The 21,656-nt window shown below is 71.3% G+C and carries 19 protein-coding genes and 1 tRNA gene; 12 read left to right on the top strand and 8 right to left on the bottom strand.

Annotation, left to right across the window (positions count from 1 at the left end):
- Nucleotides 1-2 precede the first annotated feature (2 nt).
- The 5 genes from CA12_RS19825 to CA12_RS19805 all read left to right on the top strand — a co-directional run bounded on the left by CA12_RS19825 (nt 3) and on the right by CA12_RS19805 (nt 5,472).
- Complete coding sequence (locus tag CA12_RS19825; protein WP_145360864.1) at nt 3-1,037, top strand: threonine aldolase family protein; 1,035 nt, start codon at nt 3-5, stop codon at nt 1,035-1,037.
- Between the two features lie 81 nt (nt 1,038-1,118).
- Nucleotides 1,119-1,358 carry a flagellar biosynthesis anti-sigma factor FlgM gene (locus CA12_RS19820; RefSeq protein ID WP_145360863.1) on the top strand — a complete coding sequence of 80 codons (240 nt, stop codon included), beginning with the start codon at nt 1,119-1,121 and terminating at the stop codon, nt 1,356-1,358.
- A 202-nt stretch (nt 1,359-1,560) separates the two neighbouring features.
- Complete coding sequence (locus tag CA12_RS19815; RefSeq protein ID WP_242688042.1) at nt 1,561-2,034, top strand: Fur family transcriptional regulator; 474 nt, start codon at nt 1,561-1,563, stop codon at nt 2,032-2,034.
- 172 nt (nt 2,035-2,206) lie between these two features.
- A complete protein-coding gene (locus CA12_RS19810; protein ID WP_145360862.1) occupies nt 2,207-2,545 on the top strand; it encodes a P-II family nitrogen regulator in 339 nt (112 codons plus the stop codon).
- Nucleotides 2,542-5,472, top strand: coding sequence for a [protein-PII] uridylyltransferase family protein (locus tag CA12_RS19805; RefSeq protein ID WP_145360861.1), 2,931 nt, complete (start codon nt 2,542-2,544; stop codon nt 5,470-5,472). The genes CA12_RS19810 and CA12_RS19805 overlap by 4 nt, the downstream gene beginning before the upstream one ends.
- A 27-nt stretch (nt 5,473-5,499) precedes the next feature.
- Here CA12_RS19805 and CA12_RS19800 read toward each other — a convergent pair whose 3' ends face one another.
- Nucleotides 5,500-6,546, bottom strand: a complete 1,047-nt coding sequence (locus CA12_RS19800; RefSeq protein ID WP_145360860.1) for a type I phosphomannose isomerase catalytic subunit — start codon at nt 6,544-6,546, stop codon at nt 5,500-5,502.
- Between the two features lie 184 nt (nt 6,547-6,730).
- Between CA12_RS19800 and CA12_RS19795 the strand changes: the two genes are divergently transcribed.
- Nucleotides 6,731-6,955 carry a hypothetical protein gene (locus CA12_RS19795; RefSeq protein ID WP_145360859.1) on the top strand — a complete coding sequence of 75 codons (225 nt, stop codon included), beginning with the start codon at nt 6,731-6,733 and terminating at the stop codon, nt 6,953-6,955.
- 33 nt (nt 6,956-6,988) lie between these two features.
- Here the strand turns inward: CA12_RS19795 and CA12_RS19790 are convergent, their stop codons facing one another.
- Nucleotides 6,989-8,368, bottom strand: coding sequence for a S1C family serine protease (locus CA12_RS19790; protein ID WP_165700881.1), 1,380 nt, complete (start codon nt 8,366-8,368; stop codon nt 6,989-6,991).
- Between the two features lie 98 nt (nt 8,369-8,466).
- Nucleotides 8,467-9,378, bottom strand: a complete 912-nt coding sequence (locus CA12_RS19785; protein ID WP_145360857.1) for a hypothetical protein — start codon at nt 9,376-9,378, stop codon at nt 8,467-8,469.
- A gap of 301 nt (nt 9,379-9,679) precedes the next feature.
- Between CA12_RS19785 and CA12_RS19780 the strand changes: the two genes are divergently transcribed.
- Nucleotides 9,680-9,753, top strand: a tRNA-Cys gene (locus tag CA12_RS19780).
- Nucleotides 9,754-9,841: 88 nt separating this feature from the next.
- On the opposite strand, the gene CA12_RS19775 is transcribed toward CA12_RS19780, so the two are convergent.
- Together CA12_RS19775 and CA12_RS19770 are read right to left on the bottom strand one after the other, a co-directional pair.
- Complete coding sequence (locus CA12_RS19775) at nt 9,842-11,815, bottom strand: serine/threonine-protein kinase (RefSeq protein WP_145360856.1); 1,974 nt, start codon at nt 11,813-11,815, stop codon at nt 9,842-9,844.
- A gap of 106 nt (nt 11,816-11,921) precedes the next feature.
- Nucleotides 11,922-13,157, bottom strand: coding sequence for an MFS transporter (locus tag CA12_RS19770; protein ID WP_165700880.1), 1,236 nt, complete (start codon nt 13,155-13,157; stop codon nt 11,922-11,924).
- Nucleotides 13,158-13,666: 509 nt separating this feature from the next.
- On the opposite strand from CA12_RS19770, the gene CA12_RS19765 reads away from it, so the two are divergent.
- Both CA12_RS19765 and CA12_RS19760 read left to right on the top strand, forming a co-directional pair.
- Entirely contained in the window at nt 13,667-14,905 is a 1,239-nt protein-coding gene (locus CA12_RS19765) for a CCA tRNA nucleotidyltransferase (protein WP_145360854.1), read from the top strand.
- Nucleotides 14,906-14,914: 9 nt separating this feature from the next.
- Nucleotides 14,915-16,006, top strand: a complete 1,092-nt coding sequence (locus CA12_RS19760) for a Gfo/Idh/MocA family protein (RefSeq protein ID WP_145360853.1) — start codon at nt 14,915-14,917, stop codon at nt 16,004-16,006.
- Here CA12_RS19760 and CA12_RS19755 read toward each other — a convergent pair.
- Entirely contained in the window at nt 15,996-16,451 is a 456-nt protein-coding gene (locus tag CA12_RS19755; protein ID WP_145360852.1) for a hypothetical protein, read from the bottom strand. The two genes, CA12_RS19760 and CA12_RS19755, sit on opposite strands and share 11 nt — an antisense overlap.
- On the bottom strand, nt 16,448-17,482 hold the full coding sequence (locus tag CA12_RS19750; protein ID WP_145360851.1) for a DUF6268 family outer membrane beta-barrel protein: 1,035 nt from the start codon (nt 17,480-17,482) through the stop codon (nt 16,448-16,450). The genes CA12_RS19755 and CA12_RS19750 overlap by 4 nt, the downstream gene beginning before the upstream one ends.
- Nucleotides 17,483-17,649: 167 nt before the next feature.
- Here CA12_RS19750 and CA12_RS19745 point away from each other — a divergent pair, with 167 nt between their 5' ends.
- Nucleotides 17,650-17,844, top strand: a complete 195-nt coding sequence (locus tag CA12_RS19745) for a DUF6800 family protein (RefSeq protein WP_145360850.1) — start codon at nt 17,650-17,652, stop codon at nt 17,842-17,844.
- 186 nt (nt 17,845-18,030) lie between these two features.
- Here the strand turns inward: CA12_RS19745 and dnaK are convergent, their stop codons facing one another.
- Nucleotides 18,031-19,932: a molecular chaperone DnaK gene (gene dnaK, locus CA12_RS19740; protein ID WP_145360849.1), complete on the bottom strand. Its 1,902-nt coding sequence runs from the start codon at nt 19,930-19,932 to the stop codon at nt 18,031-18,033.
- Between the two features lie 194 nt (nt 19,933-20,126).
- On the opposite strand from dnaK, the gene pheA reads away from it, so the two are divergent.
- Nucleotides 20,127-21,140 (top strand): prephenate dehydratase, encoded by a 1,014-nt coding sequence (pheA, locus tag CA12_RS19735; RefSeq protein ID WP_145360848.1) that lies wholly within the window; start codon nt 20,127-20,129, stop codon nt 21,138-21,140.
- A complete protein-coding gene (locus CA12_RS19730; protein WP_145360847.1) occupies nt 21,137-21,655 on the top strand; it encodes an HAD family hydrolase in 519 nt (172 codons plus the stop codon). Before pheA ends, CA12_RS19730 begins: the two co-directional genes overlap by 4 nt.
- The last annotated feature ends 1 nt before the right edge of the window (nt 21,656 follow it).

Genomic DNA, 21,656 nt, shown 5'->3' with positions numbered 1-21,656 from the left:
TCATGCCGCACGACGTGATCGACCTCCGTAGCGACACCGTCACCAAGCCCACCCCCGGCATGTACCGGGCGATGTGCGAGGCCGAACTGGGCGACGACATGGCCGGCGAGGACCCCACGGTCAACGCGCTGGAAGCGGAGGTCGCCGACCTGCTGGGCAAGGAGGCGGCGCTGTTCTGCCTGTCCGGCACGATGAGCAACCAGCTCGGCGTCCGCTGCCACGCCCGGCCGGGGGACGAGGTGTTGATCCACGAGACCGGGCACATCGCCAATTACGAGGGCGGCGCCGCGGCGGCCCTCTCCGGCGTGACCTGCCGACTGGTGCCCGGCGAGGGCGGCATGCCGGGGATCGACGACTTCGCCCCGCACGTGCGGGCGGACGCCGTCTACCTGTCGTCCACCGCGGCGATTTGTCTGGAAAACACCACCAACATGGCCGGCGGCCGCGTCTGGCCGCTGGACCGGCTGCGGGAAGTCTCCGGTTGGGCGCGGGGTCGCGGCTTGAAGGTGCACCTGGACGGCGCCCGCTTCTTCAACGCCGTCGTCGCCGGCGGCGGCACGCCGCGGGAGATCGCCGACTGCTGCGATACCGTGTCGATCTGCTTCAGCAAGGGCCTCGGCTGCCCGATGGGGTCGATCCTCGTGGGAACCGCCGCGGACGTGCGCGGCGCCCGGCGGGCCCGCAAGATCGTCGGCGGGGCCTGCCGGCAGGCGGGGGTGATCGCCGGCACGGCCCGGTATGCCTTGGCCCATCACGTCGAGCGGCTGGCGGAGGATCATGCGAACGCGAGCGCGTTCTGGGAGCGGGTATCGGCCCTCGAAGGGGTGAGCGGCGAGCCGCCGGAGACGAACCTCGTCTTCTTCACCCTCGCCCCGCACCTGCCGACGCCGCGGGAGCTGTGCGATCGCTTGCGGGAACGCGGGGTGGGGATGGAGCCGGCGGGGCCGGGGCGGGTGCGGGCCTGCACGCACCTGGACGTTTCGGCGGAGCAGGTGCGAATCGCGGCGGACGCGTTGGCGGAGATCCTGTCGGCGTAGGCCGCGGCGAAGCCCCGTTGCCCCGGACTCCGGCGCGGGCGTACACTGCCGGGCGACCCCGTCCCCGGGAACCGTTGCGCCATGGAGTCGCCCCCCCGCCCCGATCGTTCCCCCGGTGACGCCGCAGAGCCGGCGACGGCCGACGCCGCGACCGACTCCCCTTCCTCGCCGGCCGCCGAGGGCGGGTCCCGCGACGAGGCGAGGACCCTGCGGGCGGCCCGGCTGGAGTTGATTCGCGAGCAGATCGCCACCGGCGCCTACGATACTCCGGATCGGCTCGACGCCGCCCTCGACGGATTGCTGGCGGACCTCCTCGACTGAACGTTCCCGACGGATCGCCCCGACTGGTCGCCGCTCCCCCGCGGTTCGCCCCCCCCCGTTTTTCGCTTCCACGGTCGTTCGTTTGTCGCATCTCGGCCCCCACTCTGATTCCAGTTCCGCGGACGGCGCGCGGTCTCGCGCCGCGTCGCAGGAGGAGGCGGCGCCGAATCCGCGCGGTCGCACCGACCTGCCGCCGGTGCCGGTGGCCGTCTCGCCGACGGAAAAGTTTCGCGAGTTCCTCATCACCCGCGGGCAGCGGCTCACTCCGGAGCGGCGGATTACGGTGGAAGAAGTCTTCGCCGATCACGAGCACTTCGACGTGGAGACCCTCGCCGAGCGGCTCGCCGCAAAGAGCGACGGGCGCCGGGTCAGCCGGTCCAGCGTCTACCGGCACGTGGCCGCGATGGAGGAGGCGGGGCTCATCCGCAAGATCGCCCGGCAGGACGACCGCGATCTGTACGAGCACTCCTACGGCTACCCGCACCACGATCACCTGATCTGCCGGGAAACGGGCGAGCTGATCGAGTTCCGCAGCCCGGAACTGGACGCGATCCTGGAACGCGTCGCCGCGGAGCACGGCTTCCGCGTCGAAGGGCACCGGCTGGAGGTTTACGGCCTGTCGCGCGAGGCCCGCAAACCCCGCCCCCGCCGCCACAGCAAACTCGACCGGGTGTGAGCGGCGACGGGCCGGGTCGGAATTGAAAAACTCCGCCGGTCCGTCGTAGGGTCCGCTCCGCGGACCGCGCTCGCGACTCGCCCGCTGCCTGCGTTCGCTTCCCCTGCTCCCCTCGCCGCGTTCAGCGTTCGCCGTGCACGGTCCGCGGAGCGGACCCTACGACAGAGATTCGATGAAGAAAATCGAGGCGATTATCCGGCACTACAAGCTGGAGGAAGTCAAGGATGCCCTCACCGCCGTCGGGGTCCAGGGCATGACTGTCGCGGAGGTCAGCGGCTTCGGACGCCAGAAGGGCCACAAGGAGCAGTACCGCGGCGCCGAATACACCGTCGACTTCCTGCCCAAACGCAAAATTGAGGTGGTCGTCGACGACGCTCAGTTCAAGGAAGTGGTGGACACGATTCTCCGCACCGCCCGTACGGGGCAGATCGGGGACGGGAAGATCTTCGTGTACGAGGTCGCGGAGATGATCCGCATCCGCACGGGCGAGACGGGTGAAGCGGCTCTGTGACGGATCCCTCGGCCGCCCCCGTCTCGCCCGCCCCGGGCACGCCCGCTGCGGGGGATGACGACGGGCCGCGGGGGGACGCCGAGGCACTGACCCGCCGGGCGGCGCGACGCTGGTCGGGACGGCTGACGCAGGCCCGGGAGGCCCGCGACGCCGGCGCCGGCGGGCGGGAGGTCGCGGCCCTGCTCTCCGGCCTCGCCGACGAGTGCGTCCGCGATCTGTACGAGGCCTCCCTGCGGGGGCTGCCGGAGCGGGACCGCGAACCGGCCCGGCGGTCGACGGCGGTGGTGGCCACCGGCGGCACGGGCCGCGGCGAAATGTGTCCGCACTCCGACGTCGACGTGCTGCTCCTCGGCCCGGCGGGGGTGCGCGGGCCGCGGTCCACGGAACTGCACCGGGCGGTGGTCCGCGGGTTGGTGCGGGCGTCGTGGGACGCCGGCCTGCCGCTGGCGCACGCCTCCCACACGCTGCACACGGCCCTCGCCGCGATGCGGGCGGACATCGAGACCGCCACCGCCTACACGGAGGCCCGCCTGATCTGCGGCGACCCGGATCGCGCCGCCCGGTTCGTCGCGGCGGCCCACCGCTGGATTCGGGGGCGGTCGGTGCGGTTCTGCCGCGACGTCCTCGCCGCCCGGCAACTCGAACGGATTGCCCACGGGGATACGCCGTTCCTGCTCGAACCGAACCTGAAGCGGGCCTCCGGCGGTCTGCGGGATTCGCACCTGCTGCGCTGGGTGGCGGCGGCGGCCTGCGGCACGACCGATCCCGACGAACTGGTGCGGATCGACGCCCTCACCGCCGCGGACCGGGACGACTGGATCGCCGCGGTCGACGCGCTGCTGGACGTGCGGTGCGGGCTGCACCTCGCCGCCGGCCGCGGCCGGGACGTCTTCACCCGCACGGACCAGCTGGATCTGATCCCCGGGCCGGAGGAGCGGGGGGCCGACGCCCGCCGGGCCGTGGAGGAGTTCATGCGGAACTTCCTCACCCGCACCGGCCGTCTGGCCGAACTCACCGATCGGTTCGTCTCCCGGCACCGGCCGCGGCGCTGGCAGACGCGGCTCAAGCGGGCCCTGAGACGGCCGGTGCGGGGGGCGGAGGAGCAACTCACCGCGGGGCCGAACACGCTGGACCTGCCGGAGGATCGGCAGCCCGCGGTCGCCGCGGACCCGGCCCGCACGCTGTCGATCTTCGGAGTGGCGGCGCAGACCGGCTCCCTGCCCTCCCCCAACCTCGCCGACGCCATCCGCGAGGCGGTGCCCCGCTGGCCGGCGGAGGTGCCCCCGGCCGTCGCCGCGGAGTTCGACGCGCTGCTCGCGGCCGGGGTGCACGTCGGAGCCGCCGTCCGCAGCCTGCACCGCCACGGGGCGCTCGGCTGGCTGCTTCCGCCGATGGAGCAGGTCCGCTGCCTGACGCAGTTTAACCAGTACCACACCTACACCGTCGACGAGCACAGCCTGCGGTGCGTGGAGGCGGCCTGCGGCATGCTGCTGGACCCGCTCCCGGACGCCGCGGAACCGTTCATCGAGTCCGAAGTCGAAGGCGTGGCGGCCTGGGGCGGGTGCGACGCCGCGGTCTCCGCGGCTCGACGGGCCGTGCAGGACGCCGGCCTGCTGACCCTCGCCGTCCTGCTGCACGATTGCGGCAAGGGCGCCGGCCGGGATCACTCCGTAGAGGGCGCCGAGCGGGCCTGGGACGTCGCCACCCGGCTGGGGCTGAGCGAGGAACGGCGGGACCTCCTCGTCTGGCTCGTCGCCCACCACCTCAAGATGACGCACCTCGTCCTGCGGCGGGACACGGCGGACCCGGCGACGATCTTCCGGTTCGCCCGGGACGTCGGCGACGTGCCGCGACTGCGGATGTTGTACGTCCTCAGCGCCGCGGACCTGCGGGGCGTCGGCCCGGAGGCCTGGACCGCCTGGAAGGGGGACCTGCTGGCGAACTTCTACGAGGACACCCGGCGGGTATTGGACGGCGGCCGTCCGGCCTCGCACGAACATGCCGAACAGCGCCTGCAGGCCGCCGCCGACGCCTTCGCCCGGCGGGAGACCGCCGCGGTCGATCCCGCCCGACAGACGGCGGAGCGGGCCACGGTGCGGGCCTGGGCGGAGTACAAGCTCCGTCAGTTCTCGCCGCATCTGGTGGGGCTGCGGGAGTTGGAACGACTCTGCGACGACCTGCACGAACTCCGCAACCTGCCGGTCCGCGGAGCCGTCGCCGACGGGGTGTTCGATCCGCAGACCGGCACGACGGAGTACCGCCTGATCGCCGCGGCGGCGTCTGTGGGGCTGTTCGCCCGCCTCGCCGGGGCGCTGGCGTCCCGACGGCTGGAAGTGGTGGACGCGGTCGTGGAGAGCCTGGAGGACGGCAGCGTACTGGACGTTTTCCGCGTGCTGGACCGCGACTTCCAACCGCCGATGCCGACCCCGCCGCCGGGCCTCGCCCCGATCGCGGCGACGGCGCCGACGGCGGTGCCGGACTGGCGGGTGAAGCAGGTGGCCGACGCCCTGCGGGACGCCGCCCTCTCCGAACTGGCGGACGACGCCGCCGCCGCGGCCGCCTCCCGCGCCCGCGTGCCCGCCGCGATCGCCGCCTCCCGCCCCTTCGGCGCCGCCGCCCCGCTGCCCGCGGAGGTGACCGGCGAGTCCGTCAGCGTGACCGCGGACAACGATTCCAGCGAAGCCTGCACGGTGTTCGACGTGTTCGCCACGGACGCCCCGGGGCTGATGTTCGCGCTCGCCACCGCCCTCGCGGAGCAGGATCTGACCGTCCGCCTGGCGAAGATCAGCACGCACCTCGATCAGGTGGTCGACGTGTTCTACGTGACCGACGCCGGCGGCAACAAAGTGACCGACCCGGACCGGCTGGAAGCGATGCGGGAGTTCCTCCTCGCCCGGGTGCGGGCCTTCGAGAAGGACGCGAAGTGATGCCGGCCGAGCTCCTGGAATCGTTCGTCAGTTCGGCAGGTAGCTGTCCAGCAGGGTGACGCCCCCCGGGCCGGGCTCCACCGTCAGCGGCCCGCACGCGGCCGGAACCAACACGGTTTTGCCGGGCTGCAGGGCGATCGGCTCAGGGCCGCCGCTCAGCGTGGCGGAGCCGACGAGCGTCATCACCACCCGGAAGCGGTCGTCACTCGGCAGCGGAAACGGCTCCCCCGCCTGATGGCGGTCGATGACGAAGTAGTCGCCCTCGACCAGCCGTTCGCTCCGCCCCGACGGCCCCGGCAGCGGGCGGGGCGTGACCGGATCGACGGGGCCGCGGTCGAAGTCGGTGCAGGCGATCGATTCGTCCAGGTGAATCTGCCGCGGGTTCCCCCGCGGGTCGCGGTAGCCCCAGTCGTACAGGCGGAACGTGAGGTCGCTGGACTGCTGGATCTCCGCCAGCACGACCCCCGCCCCGATCGCGTGCACCGTACCGGCGGGGATGAACACGCAGTCCCCGGCCTGCACTTCGAACCGGTGGAGCAGGTCCGCGACCGTGCCGGCCTCGCTGGCGCTGCGGAGGGCGTCGGCGTCCGTCCCCGGCTTCAGCCCCGCGTACAGGACGGCCCCGGGCTCCGCGTCGACGATGACCCATGCTTCCGTCTTGCCGTTCTCCCGCGGGTCGTATTGGACCGCCTGTTCGTCGTTGGGATGGACCTGCACGCTGAGCGTGTCCGACGCGTCGAGAAATTTGATGAGCAGCGGGAACTGCGTCCGCGGGGAGTCGTCCGGCTTCGTCGCGTGCCGGCCGAACAACACCCGCGGGCGCTCCGCGACCAGCCGTCCCAGAGGCCAGCCGGCGTACCGCCCGGCAGTCACGACAGTCTGATCGTCGCCGTGATCGGCGACCTCCCAGCTTTCGGCCCAATCGTTCCCCTCGCCCAGCTCCTTGCCTAGCAACGTACCTAGCTTCGTTCCGCCCCAGCGGATGCGTTTGAGCAGCGGCGCCGGCTCCAGCGGACCGGCGTCGTCTGCGGGGCTGGCGTCGGGGCGGGCGGGGGCGGCGGTCGCGTCGGCCATCGCGGGCGTTTTCTCCAGATCGGCGGGAACGCCATGATTGTGGCGGTCTGCCGCCTGCCGGTCAGGAGCCCGGCGGGGGTGAAGCGGCGAGAACGGCCGAACCTGGGTTCCCTCCCGAGGGGCCAACCCCTATACGAACCGCCCTCGGCCGTCGGCCGCCCCGCCTGCCCGTATCGCGATCTGTATGTCCCGCCCCGCTTCGTCCGCCGGCCGCCTCCCCCGCAGCTTTGATCTGGAGTTGAACCGGGTCGTCGAGGTGGAACTGGCCGTGGGCGACAGCGTGCAGGTGGGCGACCTGATCTGCACCGTCGTGGACATCGTCAACGGCGAAGTCTCCCTGCGGGTGGACCCCGCCGAAACCGACGCCGACGCGGCGGAGCAGGTGCGATTCGCCGCCGTCGCCCGCTGACCGGCCGATCGTTCGAGACCGGCCGACCCACGGTCAGGGCGATTCGAACTCCGGCAGTTCCTGCAGGGTGACCGGCAACGTCAGCGGCTCCGGCTGCCCGGCCCGGAGGATTGTCAACACGACGGTCTCCCCCGCTTTGCGGCGGCGGAGGACGTCCTGCAGGTCGGAACCGCTGCCGATATCACGGCCGTCGACCGCGATGATGAGGTCCCCCGGCAGCGTGCGATTCTCGCCGAAGCGGGTCCCCAGCACCCCCGCCCGGTCCGCGGTGCTGCCCGGTAGGACGCGGCCGACCAGCGCCCCCTCCCGCGGGATGCGGCCCATCCGTACGTCGCGCCGCATCCCGGCGTCGATCACGAGGCCCACGCCGATCCCCACCGGCCGCACCTCGCCGGTGCGGATCAGTTCCGGGACGAAGCGGTTCAGGTCGTCCACCGGCACCGCGAAGCCGATGCCGCCGCTGCGACCGCCGTTGTCGGTGAAGATGGCGGTGTTCATGCCGATCAGCCGCCCCGCGGAGTCCAGCAGCGGGCCGCCGGAGTTGCCCACGTTGATGGCCGCGTCCGTCTGGATCGCGCCGGTGATCCGCTGCGGCCCGGCGCCGAGCGCCTCGGCGCCGGTGGCTCCGGAGGGAATCGCGCGGTCCAGTCCGCTGACCACGCCGGTGGTCAGCGTCTGATCCAGTCCGAAGGGGCTGCCGATGGCGAACGCCGCCTGCCCGACCCGCAGGTCGCCGCTCTCGCCCACGGGGATCGGCACCAGCGCGACCGGCGGGGCGTCGATCTTCAGCACCGCGATGTCCCGGCCCGGCAGGGCGCCGACCGGGCGGCCGTTGTAGGTCGTGCCGTCCGCGAGCGTGACCCGGAGGTCCTCCGCCCCGGCGATGACGTGGGCGTTCGTGACGACGTGCCCTTCCCCGTTCCAGACGAACCCGCTGCCGGAGACCTGCCGGTCTGCGATCCGCGCCCGCCGCCCCGTGGAATCGACGCCGTACTCCGGCACGGTGCCGACGAGGTGCACCACGCTGGGGGAGACGCGCTCGTAGATCTCCGTGACCGTCTGCTCCGCCGGCGCCAATTCCCCCCGCGGCGTCACCGGCCGCGGCACGGCGCTGGGATCGAGCACGCTCCCCCCGCTGAGCAGCCCCAGCCGGAACATCAGCCCGGCAATGATCACCAGCAGGACGAACACCAGCCAGGGCGAGACCCCCCGCCCTCCTCGTCGGCGGGGGGGGGCCTCGTCGTATCCGTGGTCCGGGACGCCCTCGACGAACTGCTCCGCCGCCCGCCCCTGCCCCGGGTAGCGGAACGGGGCGTCCGCCGGCTCAGCGCGGAACAACCCCTCGCCGCCGTCGTGCGGATCCTCAGCGGGCGACCGGGGATCGGGCGACCGGGCGGCGTCGAACTGGGACATCTCTGGCGGCGGAACCGGGGGCGGGGCGGGCATTGTGCCCCGCAACCGCCCCCCCGCCCATAGCCCCCGGGGCAGATCGCGCCGGGATCAGGCGAGATTCACGCCTCGTCGAGGCTCGCCAGGATCTGCAGCTTGCCCAACACGGCCCGAGCGGACTCCGCCATGTCTTCCCGGCGGGAGTCAGGCAGGCGTCGGAAAGAGTCCATTACCGCCTCGGTGAGCGTTGCGTCGATCCGCTGGAGAGTCTTGGTGAGTCGTGCGGCGTTGGCGTCGGTTTTGTCCTCCGCGTCCGTACCGGAATTGCCCCCCGGCGGAGTCACGGCCCCGGAGGAGAACGGGGCGTAGCCGTCCCCGGGCCGGGCGTCGTCTCCGTCGTCGTCGCCCCCGGGACCCGTTTCACGGTGGGCGGCGAGCGCCTGCGGCCGGGAGACCTCTTCGTCCTCGTCATCCCACGGCGCCCGTTCGCCCGAGGGGCCGCCGAACTCGTCCGGGTCCCGCACCGGCACTGGATCGGTCGGCAGGCGGATGACGGATGGGTCGCCGGCGAAGTCGTCCGCCGGGCCGCGGGCCGCCGGGGAAGACAGGTCCTCCCCGTGCAGCGCCCGACGGTAGGCCTTCATTTCCGCCACGGTCGCCTCGTTCTCCGCGGCCCACTCCAGGCACTCCGGGGCGTCGTCCCAGGTGAGGGCTACATAGAAGTGGGACCACCGCGGCCCCCGCTTCGGGGTCCCGGGAGCGGCGTCGGCCTCGTAGCGGTCCCGCACGTCCGCGAAGGTCTCCCAGACCCGCCGCCGCTGGTAGACCTGATCCGCCGACAGCCCGACCAGGGCCGCGAAGTCGGCGTCGGTCCGCCCGCGGGCGTAGCGTTTCGTCCACTCCGCCGCACAGCGGCCGACGACCCAGTTGCACTGGCTGACGGCGAGTTGGGCCGTTTCAACGAGCTGCGATTCGGTTTCGGAACCCGGGGCGGCGACGGCGGCCTCGGGTGCGACGGGGGCGGCGGCGGTCACGGGGGCGTCCTGCGGCGTGGGGCTCGGCGATGAAGCGGGCCGCCCGTGCCGAGCGACCCGCGAGGGACCCTAGGACGGAACCCCGCCTCGCCGGAATGCCGACCTCTCCGGCAGAACCTGCCTGATCGTCTTGACCGTCACGGAAGGCGACTTTACGATCCCGAACCGCAGCGCCGTCCGCGTGTCTGTCGATGGGACGCGAGTCCGTCGATTGGAAAAATCGCCGAACTCGCTCAAGGGGTCGCGGCGGTTCGTCCGATACAACAGGCACAGCCGGTTCGCCCGGCCAGTCAGACCAAAAGGTGGTGTAGCCAAGTGGTCTAAGGCAATGGATTGCAAATCCATCATTCGGCGGTTCGAATCCGCCCACCACCTCTTCCGCAGCCGCCCGAGCGACTCGTCGCTCGGGCGGCTGTTTTTGTAGCGTTCGGTTCCCTGCCCCGGGCGGGCGGACGAGGCGGCGCTACCCTGCCGACTCGGCGGCCGCGGCGGGCTCCAAAGCGGCGTCGTCGTCGGCGGGAGGCGTCTCGGGTTCCTCCGGGGCGATTTCGGGCGGGGGTTCGTTGAGGAACGCCGGCGGCGGCGGGGATTCGCCCTCCAGTCGGGCGCGTGCCCAGTCGACCAGCGGCGCCAAGTCCGGCGTCGATTCGTAGAGTTCAATGACGCCGTTCCACTTCTGCCGGGCCTCCGGGGCCCGCCCGTCGGCGTAGGCGCGTTCCGCAGCCCGCAGGGCGTCGGCCACGAACTGCTGCCGGCCCAGCGTGTCGTCCTTCAACTCCTCCTCCAGTTCCCCGGCCCGCTGTTCGAGCAACAGCCGGTAATACCGGGCGTTCTCCGGGCCGATCTCCTCCCGCTTCGTCCAGGCGTTGTCCTTGAGCAGATCGAGCAGCAGATCCACCTGGTCGGCGGCGCCCCAGTAGTCGCCGAAATCGGCGAGGCGTTCGACCTCTTGGTACTGCCTTTCCAGCTCGTTCCGGGCGTTGAAGAACGGATTCGCCATCTGCGTGCGGATCTGCCGACGGAGGATGTCCACCTCGATCCGGTCGATCCAGGCGGCGAGCTCCGGCTCGTGCTTCGACTCCGGGAAACGGGCCCGCAGCGGATCGATGTACTCCTCGCGGGCGGTGCGCCAGTCGTTGACGTCCTCGCTGGCCATCAGCTGCGCGGCGTTTCGATACAGCTCCTCCTCCCCCGCCGGCCAAACCGCCCACGCGACCCCGCCGGCGATCGCCAGCAGCAGCAGAGCGAGGAACCAGGACCGCTCGTACACCGGGACGGCGGGGCCTTTCTTCCGCTTCTTCTTGCGGCCCAGCAGTTTGCGGGCGAAGTCGCGGTTCTTGCGGACCTCCGCGACCGTCGCCCCGGGAACCGTGACCTCCGCGGCGGCGGTGCGGCCGATCACGCTGCGGTTGGCCTCCTGTTCGGCCCGTTCCCGCAATAACTCCCGCACGGCGAGGGCGTCGAACGGCCGGTCCGCCGGGTCCTTGGCGAGCATCGAGTCGACCAGATCCGCCAGCCAGCGGGGGCAGTCCGGGCTGCGGACCCGCGGGGGCGGCTCCGTCATGTGACAGTGCAGCAATTTGGCCGGGTTCTGCGCCGCGAAGGGCGGCTTGCCGGTCAGCATCTCGTGCAGCACGCAGCCGAGGGCGTACAGGTCCGTCTTCGGACCGACTTCCCGGGCGGCGCTGATCTGCTCCGGCGCCATGTAGGCGTAGGTGCCCACGGTGCGGCCGGCGGCGGTAAGGGCGGTGGCGTTCGCGTCCCGGGCGATGCCGAAGTCGCCCAGTTTCAGGTTCCCCCGAGCGTCGATGAACAGGTTCGCCGGCTTGAGGTCCCGGTGGATCACCCCGCGGGAGTGCGCGTGCTGCAGGGCGTCCGCGGTCTGGGCCGCCAGATCGACGGCCCGGCGCCAGTCGACGGGGCCGGCCTCCCGCAGGGTGTCCTCCAGGCTGCCGCCGGTCAGCAACTCCATGGCGTAGAACAGCTTCCCGCCGGTCTGCCCGCCGCCGAAGTAGCGGACAATGTGCGGGTGACGGAGCTTCTTGAAGATCTCCATCTCGCGGTTGAACCGCTTGCGGACCTTCGGGTCCGCCGCCAGCGAGGGGGTGAGCACCTTGACGGCGACCGGGCGGCCGTCGCCTTCGGTGTACTGGGCCGCGTAAACCACGCCCATCCCACCGACGCCCAGACGGCGGCCCATCGTGAACGGCCCCAGCCGCCGCGACTTCGCCGGGGCGCCGTCGGGTTCAGGAATTTCGCGATTCGCCTCGGCCGTGGCGTCGGAAATGCGCGTCCGCTGGGACGCCCGATCGACCGCGTCGCTCTCCTGGGTTGCCCCCGCCGCGGCGTAGGCGTCGTCGTCCGGGGTCGGATCCGGTTCCGGCGCGGGGGCGTCGACCGTGGGGGGCAGGTCGGCGGGCGGCGTCGGGGCGGTCATGCGGCGACAGGGGCGAACGCGGACCTCCCTGCGATCGGACGGCGCCCGACCGGCGGGCGGCCCCGCTGTGGGGCGCTCCGCATCTTCGCCCCCGTTTTCCCCCGGTTCAACTGCGTTTCGGGGACGGTTCCGTGAAGAAGCTTCGCGGTTCCGGCGCCAGCCACGTCAATCCGCACCCCGCCGCCACCAGCGCCGACACGCCGAGGAACGCCGGGCCGTGACCGGCGACGTCCACCAACGCCCCCACGGGCACCGCCAGCAGGAACGGCGCCGCCATGCACAGCTTCAGCGTGCTGACGTACCGAGGATGGTTCTCCGGCTCGGTCAGTTCCAGCGTCCAGTTGGTCACCGCCTTGAAGGCCACCGGCGTGAGTCCCAGCAGAAAAAACAGCGCGGCCAGCAGGCGGGGGTCCTCCTGCCGGGCCAAAACCAACGCCAGCGGCGGTAGGGCCGCGAGTCCGATCAGGCAACCCCGCACCGCCAGTCGGTTGCCGCGGCGGTCCGCGACCCATCCCACCGCCACGCTGAACAGCCCCGCCCCCACGTTCTGGGCCGCGACGAACAGAATCAACGGCAGGCTTCCCGCCCCGTGGGACTCGCGGGCCAACACGATGTAGTGCGGGAAGACGAGTTGCGCGGTCACGAACAGGCTGGCGACCGCGGCGATTCTGCGGAAGTTTCCGTCGGAACGGAGCACGGCCGCGGCGTCGCGGGCCTGGCCTCGCACGGAGAACCGTCGGCTCCCACGGTTCCCGGCCGGTTCGTCCGGCGCCTCCCGCACGAACAGCACGAGCGCGGAACTGAGCAGCATTCCCGCGGCGGTCGCGGCGAAGGGGGCGGCAAAGCTCGCCGGGCCCTCCGCCCGCCAGCCAGCGAGAAACCCGTAGGCGACCGTCACCGCCGCGAACGACCCCAGCACCCCGCCCGCCGCGATCAGCCGCCCCCGGCGTGCCGGCGGGATGAGCTTCGCCTGCAGAGTGCTGAACCCCAACTGGTTCAGCCCGGTCGCTGCGAAAAACAGCCCGTAGAGCGCCAGGAACCCCGCCACCGCGGCCGTGCCGGCGAAGCGTTCGCGGAGCGTCCAGAGCAGCACGGCCAAGAGGGCGAACGGGAGAGCCATGCCCAGCGTCGTCGCCCAGACGCTCCACTTCTTCACCGGACGGTCGCGGAGGCTGTCCGCGTACAGCATCGGCGGGACGCTCTGCCCGGCCCGGTTCAGCAGCGGCAAAAACCCCTGCACCCACCCGGCGCCGCCGGTTCCCCCGACCCCCACCAGCGGCGCGGTCAGCGTGTCCAGCAGCGCCGGCATCACCACGCTTTCCGTTTTAAAGATCCAGCTCACCCGCAGGGCGACGGTGTAAGCGGCGAGCGTCGCGAGATTGCGACGCTCCGTGCCGGTTCCGTCGGGCAGTCGGACGTCGTCAGATCGATCTGATGACGGCGTGGAACCGTCGGCGCCGGAGGATGCGGACTCGGACGGACCGTCCCCGGATCGCGGTTCCGCGAATCTGTTCGTCGCGAATCCTCCGCGCGCTGCGGTTTCCGCCGGCAGACCCATCGTGATCGGCTCCACCGGAGACGGGGAACCGTCGCGCGCGATGGATTCACGCGTGGAACCGGGGGGCGCAACGCCCGGGAGGGAGGGGGTCGTGATCGGGAACCGTGGGAGGCGGGGGTTCAGTCATCGCGGAACCGTCGCGCTCGAAGGTTCGCACAGTCGGTCGCGCAGCCGGGGGGGGCGAGGAACCGTAGCGCGCGGCGGAAACCCGTCGCCCCCAAGGAACCCTCGCCCCGCGGAACCTTCGCGCACGGAGGATTGCGTCGCCAGACCGCCTCGGGTCCGCTGGGGCGGTGACCGACCGCCCCGCCGACCCGAATCGAGACTTCGCCGTTCACGTCGCGGGGGAACTGTCGCGCGCGGGGCACGTCGCCCTGTTCGCCGGCGGCTGCGTGCGAGACCGGCTGCTCGGGAAGGCGCCGAAGGATTACGACGTCGCCACCGACGCCCCGCCGGCGGCGGTCCGTAAACTGTTCGGGCGCCGGCGAACGCTGGCGGTGGGCGAGAGCTTCGGCGTGATCGTCGTCCTGCCGGACCGCCAGCGGTTTCCCGGCGCCCAGCAGGTCGAGGTCGCCACCTTTCGGGAAGAGACCGGCTACGCCGACGGCCGCCGGCCCGACGCCGTGCGGTTCAGCACGCCCGAGGCGGATGCCCAGCGCCGCGACTTCACGATCAACGGGCTCTTCGAAAACCCGGCGACGGGGGGGGTGATTGACTACGTCGCCGGGGCCGCGGATCTTAAAGCCGGCGTGTTGCGGGCGATTGGCGATCCGGCGGAGCGGATGCGGGAGGACAAACTCCGCCTGCTGCGGGCCGTGCGGTTCGCGGCCACGCTGAAGTTCACGCTGGACCCGTCCACGGCGGACGCGGTGCGATCCGAGGCTGACGGTTTGCCGTCGGTGAGCGGCGAGCGGATCGGGGCGGAGATGCGGCGAATCCTCGCCGACCCGCAGCGGGCCGCGGGCGTGCGGCTGTTAGAGGAGGTGGCGCTGCTGGGGCCCGTGGCCCCCGCGGTGGACGCCCTACCCGCGGAGCGGCGGGAACGCACCGTCGCCGTGTTGGACGCATTGGGAGCGGAGCCAGTCCCCTTCCCGCTGGGGCTGGCCGCGCTGCTGATCGAGGTCGGGTCGGTGCGAAAGACCGCGGCGGCCTGGCGGCTGTCGAACGACGAGGCCCAGCGGGCCGGCGATCTGCTGGCGGACGCGACGGCCCTCGACGGATTCGACGCACTCCCCCCGCACCGCAAAAAGCGGTTGCTGGCCCGGGATCACGCGGCCGACCTGATCGCCCTCACCGCCGCGCTGCGACGGGCGGACGGGCGGCCGACGGTCGATGCGGACGCCGCCGCCGCGTACCTCGCCGCTCACGCCCGGGAGGAACTGGCCCCCGCCCCGCTGCTGACCGGGGCGGACCTCATCGCCGCGGGGATGCGGCCGGGGCCGGAGTTCAAGGCGCTGTTGGATCGGGCGTACGACGCGCAGCTCGACGGTCGAGTCAGGACGACGGAGGACGCCCTCGCGTTCGTTTTGTAGCCTCCCCGCATGTCCTCGAAAATCCGCATCGCCCTGATCGGGGCCGGCCAGGTTTCTGACTTCCACCACAAGCCGGCGATCGACCTTGATCCCCGCTGCGAACTCGCGGCGGTTTGCGACCCAAACCCCGCCCTGCTGGAGCAACGGCGGGGTGAGTGGGGGGACGCCAGCTATGTGACGGACTACCAGGCCGTCTGCGACGACCCGAACGTCGACGCGGCGGTCGTGGCCACGCCGAACTTCACGCACCGCGAGATCACGGAGGCCCTCTGCGCCGCCGGCAAGCACGTGATGTGCGAGAAGCCGCTGGCCTTAACCGCCGAGGACGCCGCCGCGATGGCCGCCGCCGCGGACGCCGCCGGGGTCGTGCACATGACGGCCTTCACCTACCGCTTCGCCCCCAGCATGCGGTACGTCAAGCACCTCACGGAGACCGGGGCGCTTGGCACGCCCTATCACTTCCGCAGCCAGCGCTGGCTGGACTGGGGCGAAAAGTCGTGGGGCTGGCGGCAGTACAAGAAGACCGCCGGGGCCGGCGATTTGTACGACATGACGATCCACCGGATCGACTTCGCCGAGGACCTGATGGGCAAGCTGGCGTCCGTCTGCGGATCGGTCGCCCGGTTCAAGGAACGAACCGTCGGGCCCGACGGTTCCCCGGTCGCGCCCAGCGAGGTGGACGACTGGAGCTCCCTCATTGGCCGCTTCAAGGCCGGCGGCACCGGCGTGTGGGAGGGCAGCGTTTTGATGAAGGGCCACCACAATGACGGCGTCGGCTACGAGTGGGCCGAGGTGAACGGCTCCACCGGCTCCGCCGCTTACCAACTGACCGACCCGTCCAAGGTGCTGGTGGGGACCGGCGGGAAAGACTTGGAGCACGTGGCCGTGCCTGAGGAATTTCTGAAGCACCCGGACAGCCCCCGGGACCCCCACGCGGGTAAACCGAGCACCGTGTTCCGCTACGACCTGGTGACGGAGTTCGTCAGCGCCATCGTCCAGGGTCGGCCGGCCTTGCCGGACTTCCACCACGGCGTGCGGGCCCAGCAGATCGCCGACGCCGTCCTCGCCAGCAGCGACGGCGCCGGCTGGGTCACGGTGTGATGCCGTCTTCCGGGCAGCCGGCGTTCATCGAGACCGGGAAGAACAAGCACTCGACCCACTGCCGGTCTTCTGCCCCAAGCGGGGTGAACCGCGGCTTGCTGAGACCGTCGCTCGTCCAAAGCGCACAACCCCAGAGGGAGAAGTGCTTCAGTGTCTGGTCGCCGTCCAGGAGGATAATTTCCTGTCGGGGAGAGAAGCCTGGCATGGTTGTGTCCCAGGACTTCCACCGGCGGCCTGAGCAGATCGCCAGCAGACGGTCGATCGCCGCCGGATCGTCGACCAGCCTAGTGCCACTGTCCGTGACGAGGCGGAGCGACGTGGCGACCCGCGCTGCATCGAGAGTTTCAAGTCGCCAGCTCAGCGTCAGCGAACCGCCGTCCATCATGGCGGCGCAGCCGACGAGCGGCAGGCAGCAGAGCAGCGTCGCGAGCGGTCGCCGACTCACTTTCGCAGGCCGAAGCGCAGCAGCCAGGCGTCGCCGAACTCCGCGTCGCCGATGCCGCTCTCGTATTCCACTTCCCGGCTGAACACCCAGCCGGTTTCGGCGAGGAAGCCGACGCGGCCCTCCCGCTTCAACTCCACCCCGGCGAGCAGCCGGAGGTCGGAGATCGTCGCCACGTCGTCCGTCGGCACGCCGGGGCGGGCGTCCCTCTCGATCGCCCAGCTGCCGCCGCCGAGTTCGCCGGCGAGGTAGCCGAAGCACCCGGTTTGCGGATCGCAGCCGGAGAGCTGCTGCACGATCCGCGGTCGGGGCAGGATGAACTCGTAGGTCGTGCGGGCGTTCGGACGGTGGATCACGCCGAGTGCCGGCAGCCAGGAGAGGTCTTCGCGATCCAGAAACACCACGCCCACGGTGAACTGCGTTTGCGGGGAGTAGGTGTAGATGCCCACCGCCTGCCCCGGCATGCGGAAGGCGTCGCCGGAGGTGTTGTCGAGGTCGGAGTAGAAGCCCGGCGAGACCCCGGCCTGCACGATCCACTGCTCCGAGAGCGGCATGATCGCGGTGAAGCCGGCGCTCGCCCCCCAAAGCCGTGAGGGCAGATCAGGCCCCGGCGGGGGGAAATCGGCGAGGTCAGGGTCGTCGACGGCCAGCACGCTGAGAGCCGGCGTGACGGTGACGTACGGAGGGACGCCCCGTAGGCCGTGCGTGCTCTGCAGGGAGACCTCCGCGAACGACAGTCCGTCGCCGACCACCTGCGTGACCTGCCCCTGCGCCGACCGCGGCGAGAGCATTTTCAGCCAGGACGGTTCCGGGGGCGCCGGCGGGGCTGCCGCGCCGGCGGGGACCGGGGAATCGAGCGGCGGCAGCCGGACGCCCGAGGGCGGGGCGGGCGGATGGACGCGGGCGTTCAACGCCCTGGCCAGGGCGCTGTGCTCGTGGAGCTGCTCCGTGGTGATCTCCGCGGCGGCGCCCCGCGGTCCCGCGAACAACAGACCCGCGAAGAGCAGAACGGCGGCGGGGAGGGCGCGGGGCATCGGGCGGGCGTAGGCGAAAACCGTCGTCGCCGTCAACGGGGACCGGCCCGGCCGTTGTCGCGGCGGGCCGCGGCGGCTACCCTGCCCGACCCCGCGCCCCCGCGCGTGCCCCCCGCATTCCCCCGCGGCTTCTCGCCGCCACCTCGTTCAACGTCCGAAGACCCGGTATGCCCAAACCCGAGCGGCAAAAAGAGCTGGCCCGCCGCCGGCATCGCAAGATCAAGCTGAAGAAGCTGCGCGTGAAGTACGTCGCCGCCAACAGCGCGGAGGAGAAGGACGAAATCTTCGCCAAGGCGCGCCGCATCAGCCCCTTCGTGCCCCGCGAGACCTTTGACGAACCGTTCACGCGGGTCTCCGCCTGATTCGTTCGCTCTCGTCCCGACGCTCGGCGTCGGGACGCCGGGGCCGCGGAGCGGCCGGACGCTCTGCGTCCTGAGAACGCTTCCGCGACATATGAAACGACCCGGACGCTCTCGCAGCGTCCGGGTCGTTTCGTTTTGGGAGCGAAAGAAAACACGGGGGGCTGACGCCCCCCGCTCGCTTTGGCCTCAGCTCTTCGTTTCGAACTCCGCGTCGATCACGTCTTCGTCCGCGGCGGCCGATCCGTCGCCAGACGCGTCCGGCGCGGCCTGATCGCCGGCGTCGGCGCTCTGCAACTGAGAGGCGAACGCCTGCATCGCGGTGTTGAGGTCGTTGATCGCGGACTCGATCGCCCCGGCGTCGTCCCCCTCGGCGGCGGACTTCACCTTGTCGATCGGGCCCTGCAACGCGGTCTTCGCCGACTCGTCCAGCTTATCGCCCTGCTCGGTGAGCAGCTTCTCGGCCTGGAAGGCGACCGTGTTCGCCTGGTTCTTCGCCTCGGCGAGCTTGCGACGCTGCTTGTCGGCGTCGGCGTTGGCCTCGGCCTCTTTCAGCTTCGCCTTGATCTCGTCCTCGGACAGGCCGCCGGACTGCTCGATCTTGACATTCTGCTCCTTGCCCGTCGCCTTATCCTTGGCGGAGACGTTCAGGATGCCGTTCACGTCGAGGTCGAAGGTGACCTCCACCTGCGGCATGCCGCGGGGGGCCGGCGGGATGCCGTCGAGGGTGAACTGATCCAGCAGGCGGTTGTCCTCCGCCATCGGCCGTTCGCCCTGGAAGACCCGCACCGTGACGGCCGGCTGATTGTCTGCCGCGGTGGAGAAGGTCTCCTTCTTGGTCGCCGGGATGGTCGTGTTGCGCTCGACCAGCACCGTCATCACGCCGCCCTCGGTCTCGATGCCGAGGGAGAGCGGGGTCACGTCCAGCAGGGTGACGCTTTCGACGTCGCCGGTGAGGATGCCGCCCTGCGTGGCGGCGCCGAGGGCGACCACCTCGTCCGGGTTCACGCCCTTGTTGGGCTCCTTGCCGAACAGCTCCTTCACCAGGGCGTGCACGGCCGGCACGCGGGTGGAGCCGCCGACGAGCACCACCTCGTCGATGTCCTTCTTGGACAGCCCGGCGTCCTTCAGCGCGTTCTGCACCGGGCCCTTCAGGCGGTCGATCAGCGGGTCGATCAGGCGCTCGAAGTCCGCCCGGGTGATCGTCTGCTGAAGGTGCTTGGCGCCGGAGGCGTCCGCGGTGATGAACGGCAGGTTGATGTCGGTCGAGGAGGCGCTGGACAGCTCCTTCTTGGCCTTCTCCGCCGCTTCGCGGAGCCGCTGGAGGGCCATCGGGTCCTTGCGGAGATCAATGCCCTCGTTCTTCTGGAACGCCCCGGCGATGTGGCCGATGAGCAGTTCGTCGAAGTCGTCGCCGCCGAGGTGGGTGTCGCCGTTGGTGGCGAGCACCTCGACCACGTCGTCGCCGACCTCCAGCACGGAGACGTCGAACGTCCCGCCGCCGAGGTCGAACACGACGATCTTTTCGTCGGCCTTCTTGTCCAACCCGTAGGCGAGGGCCGCGGCGGTCGGCTCGTTGATGATCCGGGCTACTTCAAGGCCGGCGAGTTGGCCGGCGTCCTTGGTGGCCTGCCGCTGGGCGTCGTTGAAGTAGGCCGGGACGGTGATGACCGCCTTGTTGACCTTGTGCCCGAGGTAGTTCTGGGCGGCTTCCTTCAGCTTGCGCAGCACCACCGCGGAGACTTCCGGCGGGGTCATCTCCTTGCCGCCGGCCTTGATCTTCACGTAGTCGTCGTCGGCGCCGGTCACCTCGTAGGAGACGGCCTTCTCCTCCGCTTTCACCTCATTGTGCCGGCGCCCCATGAAGCGCTTGACGGAGTAGATGGTGGACTTCGGGTTGGTGACGGCCTGCCGCTTGGCGGGCTCGCCGACGTAGGTCTCGCCCTTTTCTGTGAAGGCGACGACGGAGGGCGTCGTGCGGGCGCCCTCCTGGTTCTCGATCACCTTGGCTTCGCCGCCCTCGAGGACGGCGACGACGGAGTTCGTCGTGCCCAGGTCGATGCCGATAATCTTTTCGCCGGAAGCGGCCATGAAATACTTTCGATAGGAACGTGGAGTGAGTGATACGCGGCCGGCCGGCGGGCCGAACGGTCGCCGGACACTCCATAGCAACCGCAGCGCCAAAGCGCGGATCCTCTTGCGGGGAAAGCGTTTCCCCCGGGGCGTGTGCCGGATTGGCAGTCCGCGGCGTTGAGCGGGAGGGGCCGCGGCGGGAGACTGCCGGCATGGATTCTCACGCCCCGACCCCTGCCGAGTTGGCCCGCTCCCTCTCCGCGTGGGCGGCGGAGGCGGACGACGCGGCGGTCGCCGCGCTGGTCGCCGGGAATCCGGGTCGGTTGCCGGACGATGTACTGCGGACGATCGGTCGTGAACTGCTCGCTGCGGAGCGGAACCGCCTCGCCCCCGTACGGGTGGCGTATTTGGGGCCGGAGCACAGTTTCTCCCATCGGGCGGCGGCCCTGAGGTTTGGGGAGACGGCGGACCTCTGCCCGGTGGCCTCGATCGGGGCGACGTTCGACGCGGTCACCCGCGGCGAGACCGCGTTCGGCCTGGTGCCGGTCGAGAACAGTACGGACGGCCGCGTGGTGGACACCCTCGCCGCCTTCGCCCGTCTCGCCGAGGCCGACTCCTCCCCGGTCGTGATCTGCGGGGAGGTGCCGCTGCCGATTCACCACCATCTGATGAGCGCCGGCCCGCGATCGGCGGTGAAGCGGGTCTATTCGAAACCGCAGGCGCTCTCGCAGTGCCGCGGGTGGCTGGCGGAGAACCTGCCGGGGGCGGAGATCCTGCCGGAGTCCAGCACCGCCGCCGCCGCCGCCCGGGCGAAGACCGAACCTGGCGCCGCGGCCGTCGGCGGGGAACGCCTCGCCGTGGAGCACGGGCTGACGGTCCTCGCCTCCCAGATCGAGGACAACCCCCGCAACGTGACCCGTTTCGCCGTGCTGGGAACCGAACCCGCTGAGCCAACCGGCGACGACCGAACCGCCCTGCTGCTCCGCATCCCGCACGAACCCGGTTCGCTGGCGGACGCCCTTGCTGTCTTCGCCCGGCACGAGATCAACCTGTCGCTCATCGAATCCTTCCCCCTGCCAGGTGGGGAGCCCGGCTACCTCTTCTTCCTCGACTGCGACGGCCACGCCGCCGACCCGCCCGTCGCCGCCTGCCTGCGGTCGCTGGGCCGGGTGGCCAAGTCAGTCTCCGTGCTGGGCAGCTACCCGCGGGTGCGGGAGGCGGTATGAACCCGCCCCTTCCGACGAGGCCGTATCAACAAACGGACCTCGACCTGCACGCGGACTTCGATCTGCGACCGCTCTGTGAGGGACTGGTTGCCGGTGGAATGTACGCACTGCACTGCACCGAGGTGCGGCCCGGTCGATGGCAGGCGATCTTGGAACGCGAGTGCGAGGACGAGGGGACGCCCCGAGATCCGGAGACGTCGCTCCGGCTTCTTCTCGATGTGATCGAGGCGCTGCCGTCGGATTTGCGGATCGACTGGGGCCGCTGCGAATTGCGGGCGTTCGATATGGGGTTCAACGCCCGCTGGCGGCCTTTCTGCTGGCAGACGCCGCTGTCGGCGGAGACCGTGCGGCGGGTCGCCGCGGTCGGGGCGTCGTTCGGGGTGACGATCTACGCCCCGGACCGTGAGACCCGGGCGCGGGTTCACACGGCGGGGCCGCCGCGGCGGAAGATCGGACGTCGACCGACTTTCGCCCACGGAAAGGTTCGCCATACTCCCACCCCGCCAATCTCGTGAA

This window comes from Alienimonas californiensis (assembly GCF_007743815.1).
In the GTDB taxonomy this organism is placed as follows: Bacteria; Planctomycetota; Planctomycetia; order Planctomycetales; family Planctomycetaceae; genus Alienimonas; species Alienimonas californiensis.
This window is presented reverse-complemented; position numbering and strand designations above follow the sequence as displayed.

What these genes read in the sequence shown, in the direction of transcription:
- CA12_RS19825 (WP_145360864.1), top strand. Translation starts at nt 3, where the DNA reads ATGCCGCACGACGTGATCGACCTCCGTAGCGACACCGTCACCAAGCCC.
- CA12_RS19750 (WP_145360851.1), bottom strand. Translation starts at nt 17,482, where the DNA reads ATGCCCCGCGCCCTCCCCGCCGCCGTTCTGCTCTTCGCGGGTCTGTTG.
- dnaK (WP_145360849.1), bottom strand. Translation starts at nt 19,932, where the DNA reads ATGGCCGCTTCCGGCGAAAAGATTATCGGCATCGACCTGGGCACGACG.
- CA12_RS19795 (WP_145360859.1), top strand. Translation starts at nt 6,731, where the DNA reads ATGTCCCGCCCCGCTTCGTCCGCCGGCCGCCTCCCCCGCAGCTTTGAT.
- pheA (WP_145360848.1), top strand. Translation starts at nt 20,127, where the DNA reads ATGGATTCTCACGCCCCGACCCCTGCCGAGTTGGCCCGCTCCCTCTCC.
- CA12_RS19775 (WP_145360856.1), bottom strand. Translation starts at nt 11,815, where the DNA reads ATGACCGCCCCGACGCCGCCCGCCGACCTGCCCCCCACGGTCGACGCC.
- CA12_RS19800 (WP_145360860.1), bottom strand. Translation starts at nt 6,546, where the DNA reads ATGGCCGACGCGACCGCCGCCCCCGCCCGCCCCGACGCCAGCCCCGCA.
- CA12_RS19790 (WP_165700881.1), bottom strand. Translation starts at nt 8,368, where the DNA reads ATGTCCCAGTTCGACGCCGCCCGGTCGCCCGATCCCCGGTCGCCCGCT.
- CA12_RS19760 (WP_145360853.1), top strand. Translation starts at nt 14,915, where the DNA reads ATGTCCTCGAAAATCCGCATCGCCCTGATCGGGGCCGGCCAGGTTTCT.
- CA12_RS19745 (WP_145360850.1), top strand. Translation starts at nt 17,650, where the DNA reads ATGCCCAAACCCGAGCGGCAAAAAGAGCTGGCCCGCCGCCGGCATCGC.
- CA12_RS19810 (WP_145360862.1), top strand. Translation starts at nt 2,207, where the DNA reads ATGAAGAAAATCGAGGCGATTATCCGGCACTACAAGCTGGAGGAAGTC.
- CA12_RS19730 (WP_145360847.1), top strand. Translation starts at nt 21,137, where the DNA reads ATGAACCCGCCCCTTCCGACGAGGCCGTATCAACAAACGGACCTCGAC.
- CA12_RS19820 (WP_145360863.1), top strand. Translation starts at nt 1,119, where the DNA reads ATGGAGTCGCCCCCCCGCCCCGATCGTTCCCCCGGTGACGCCGCAGAG.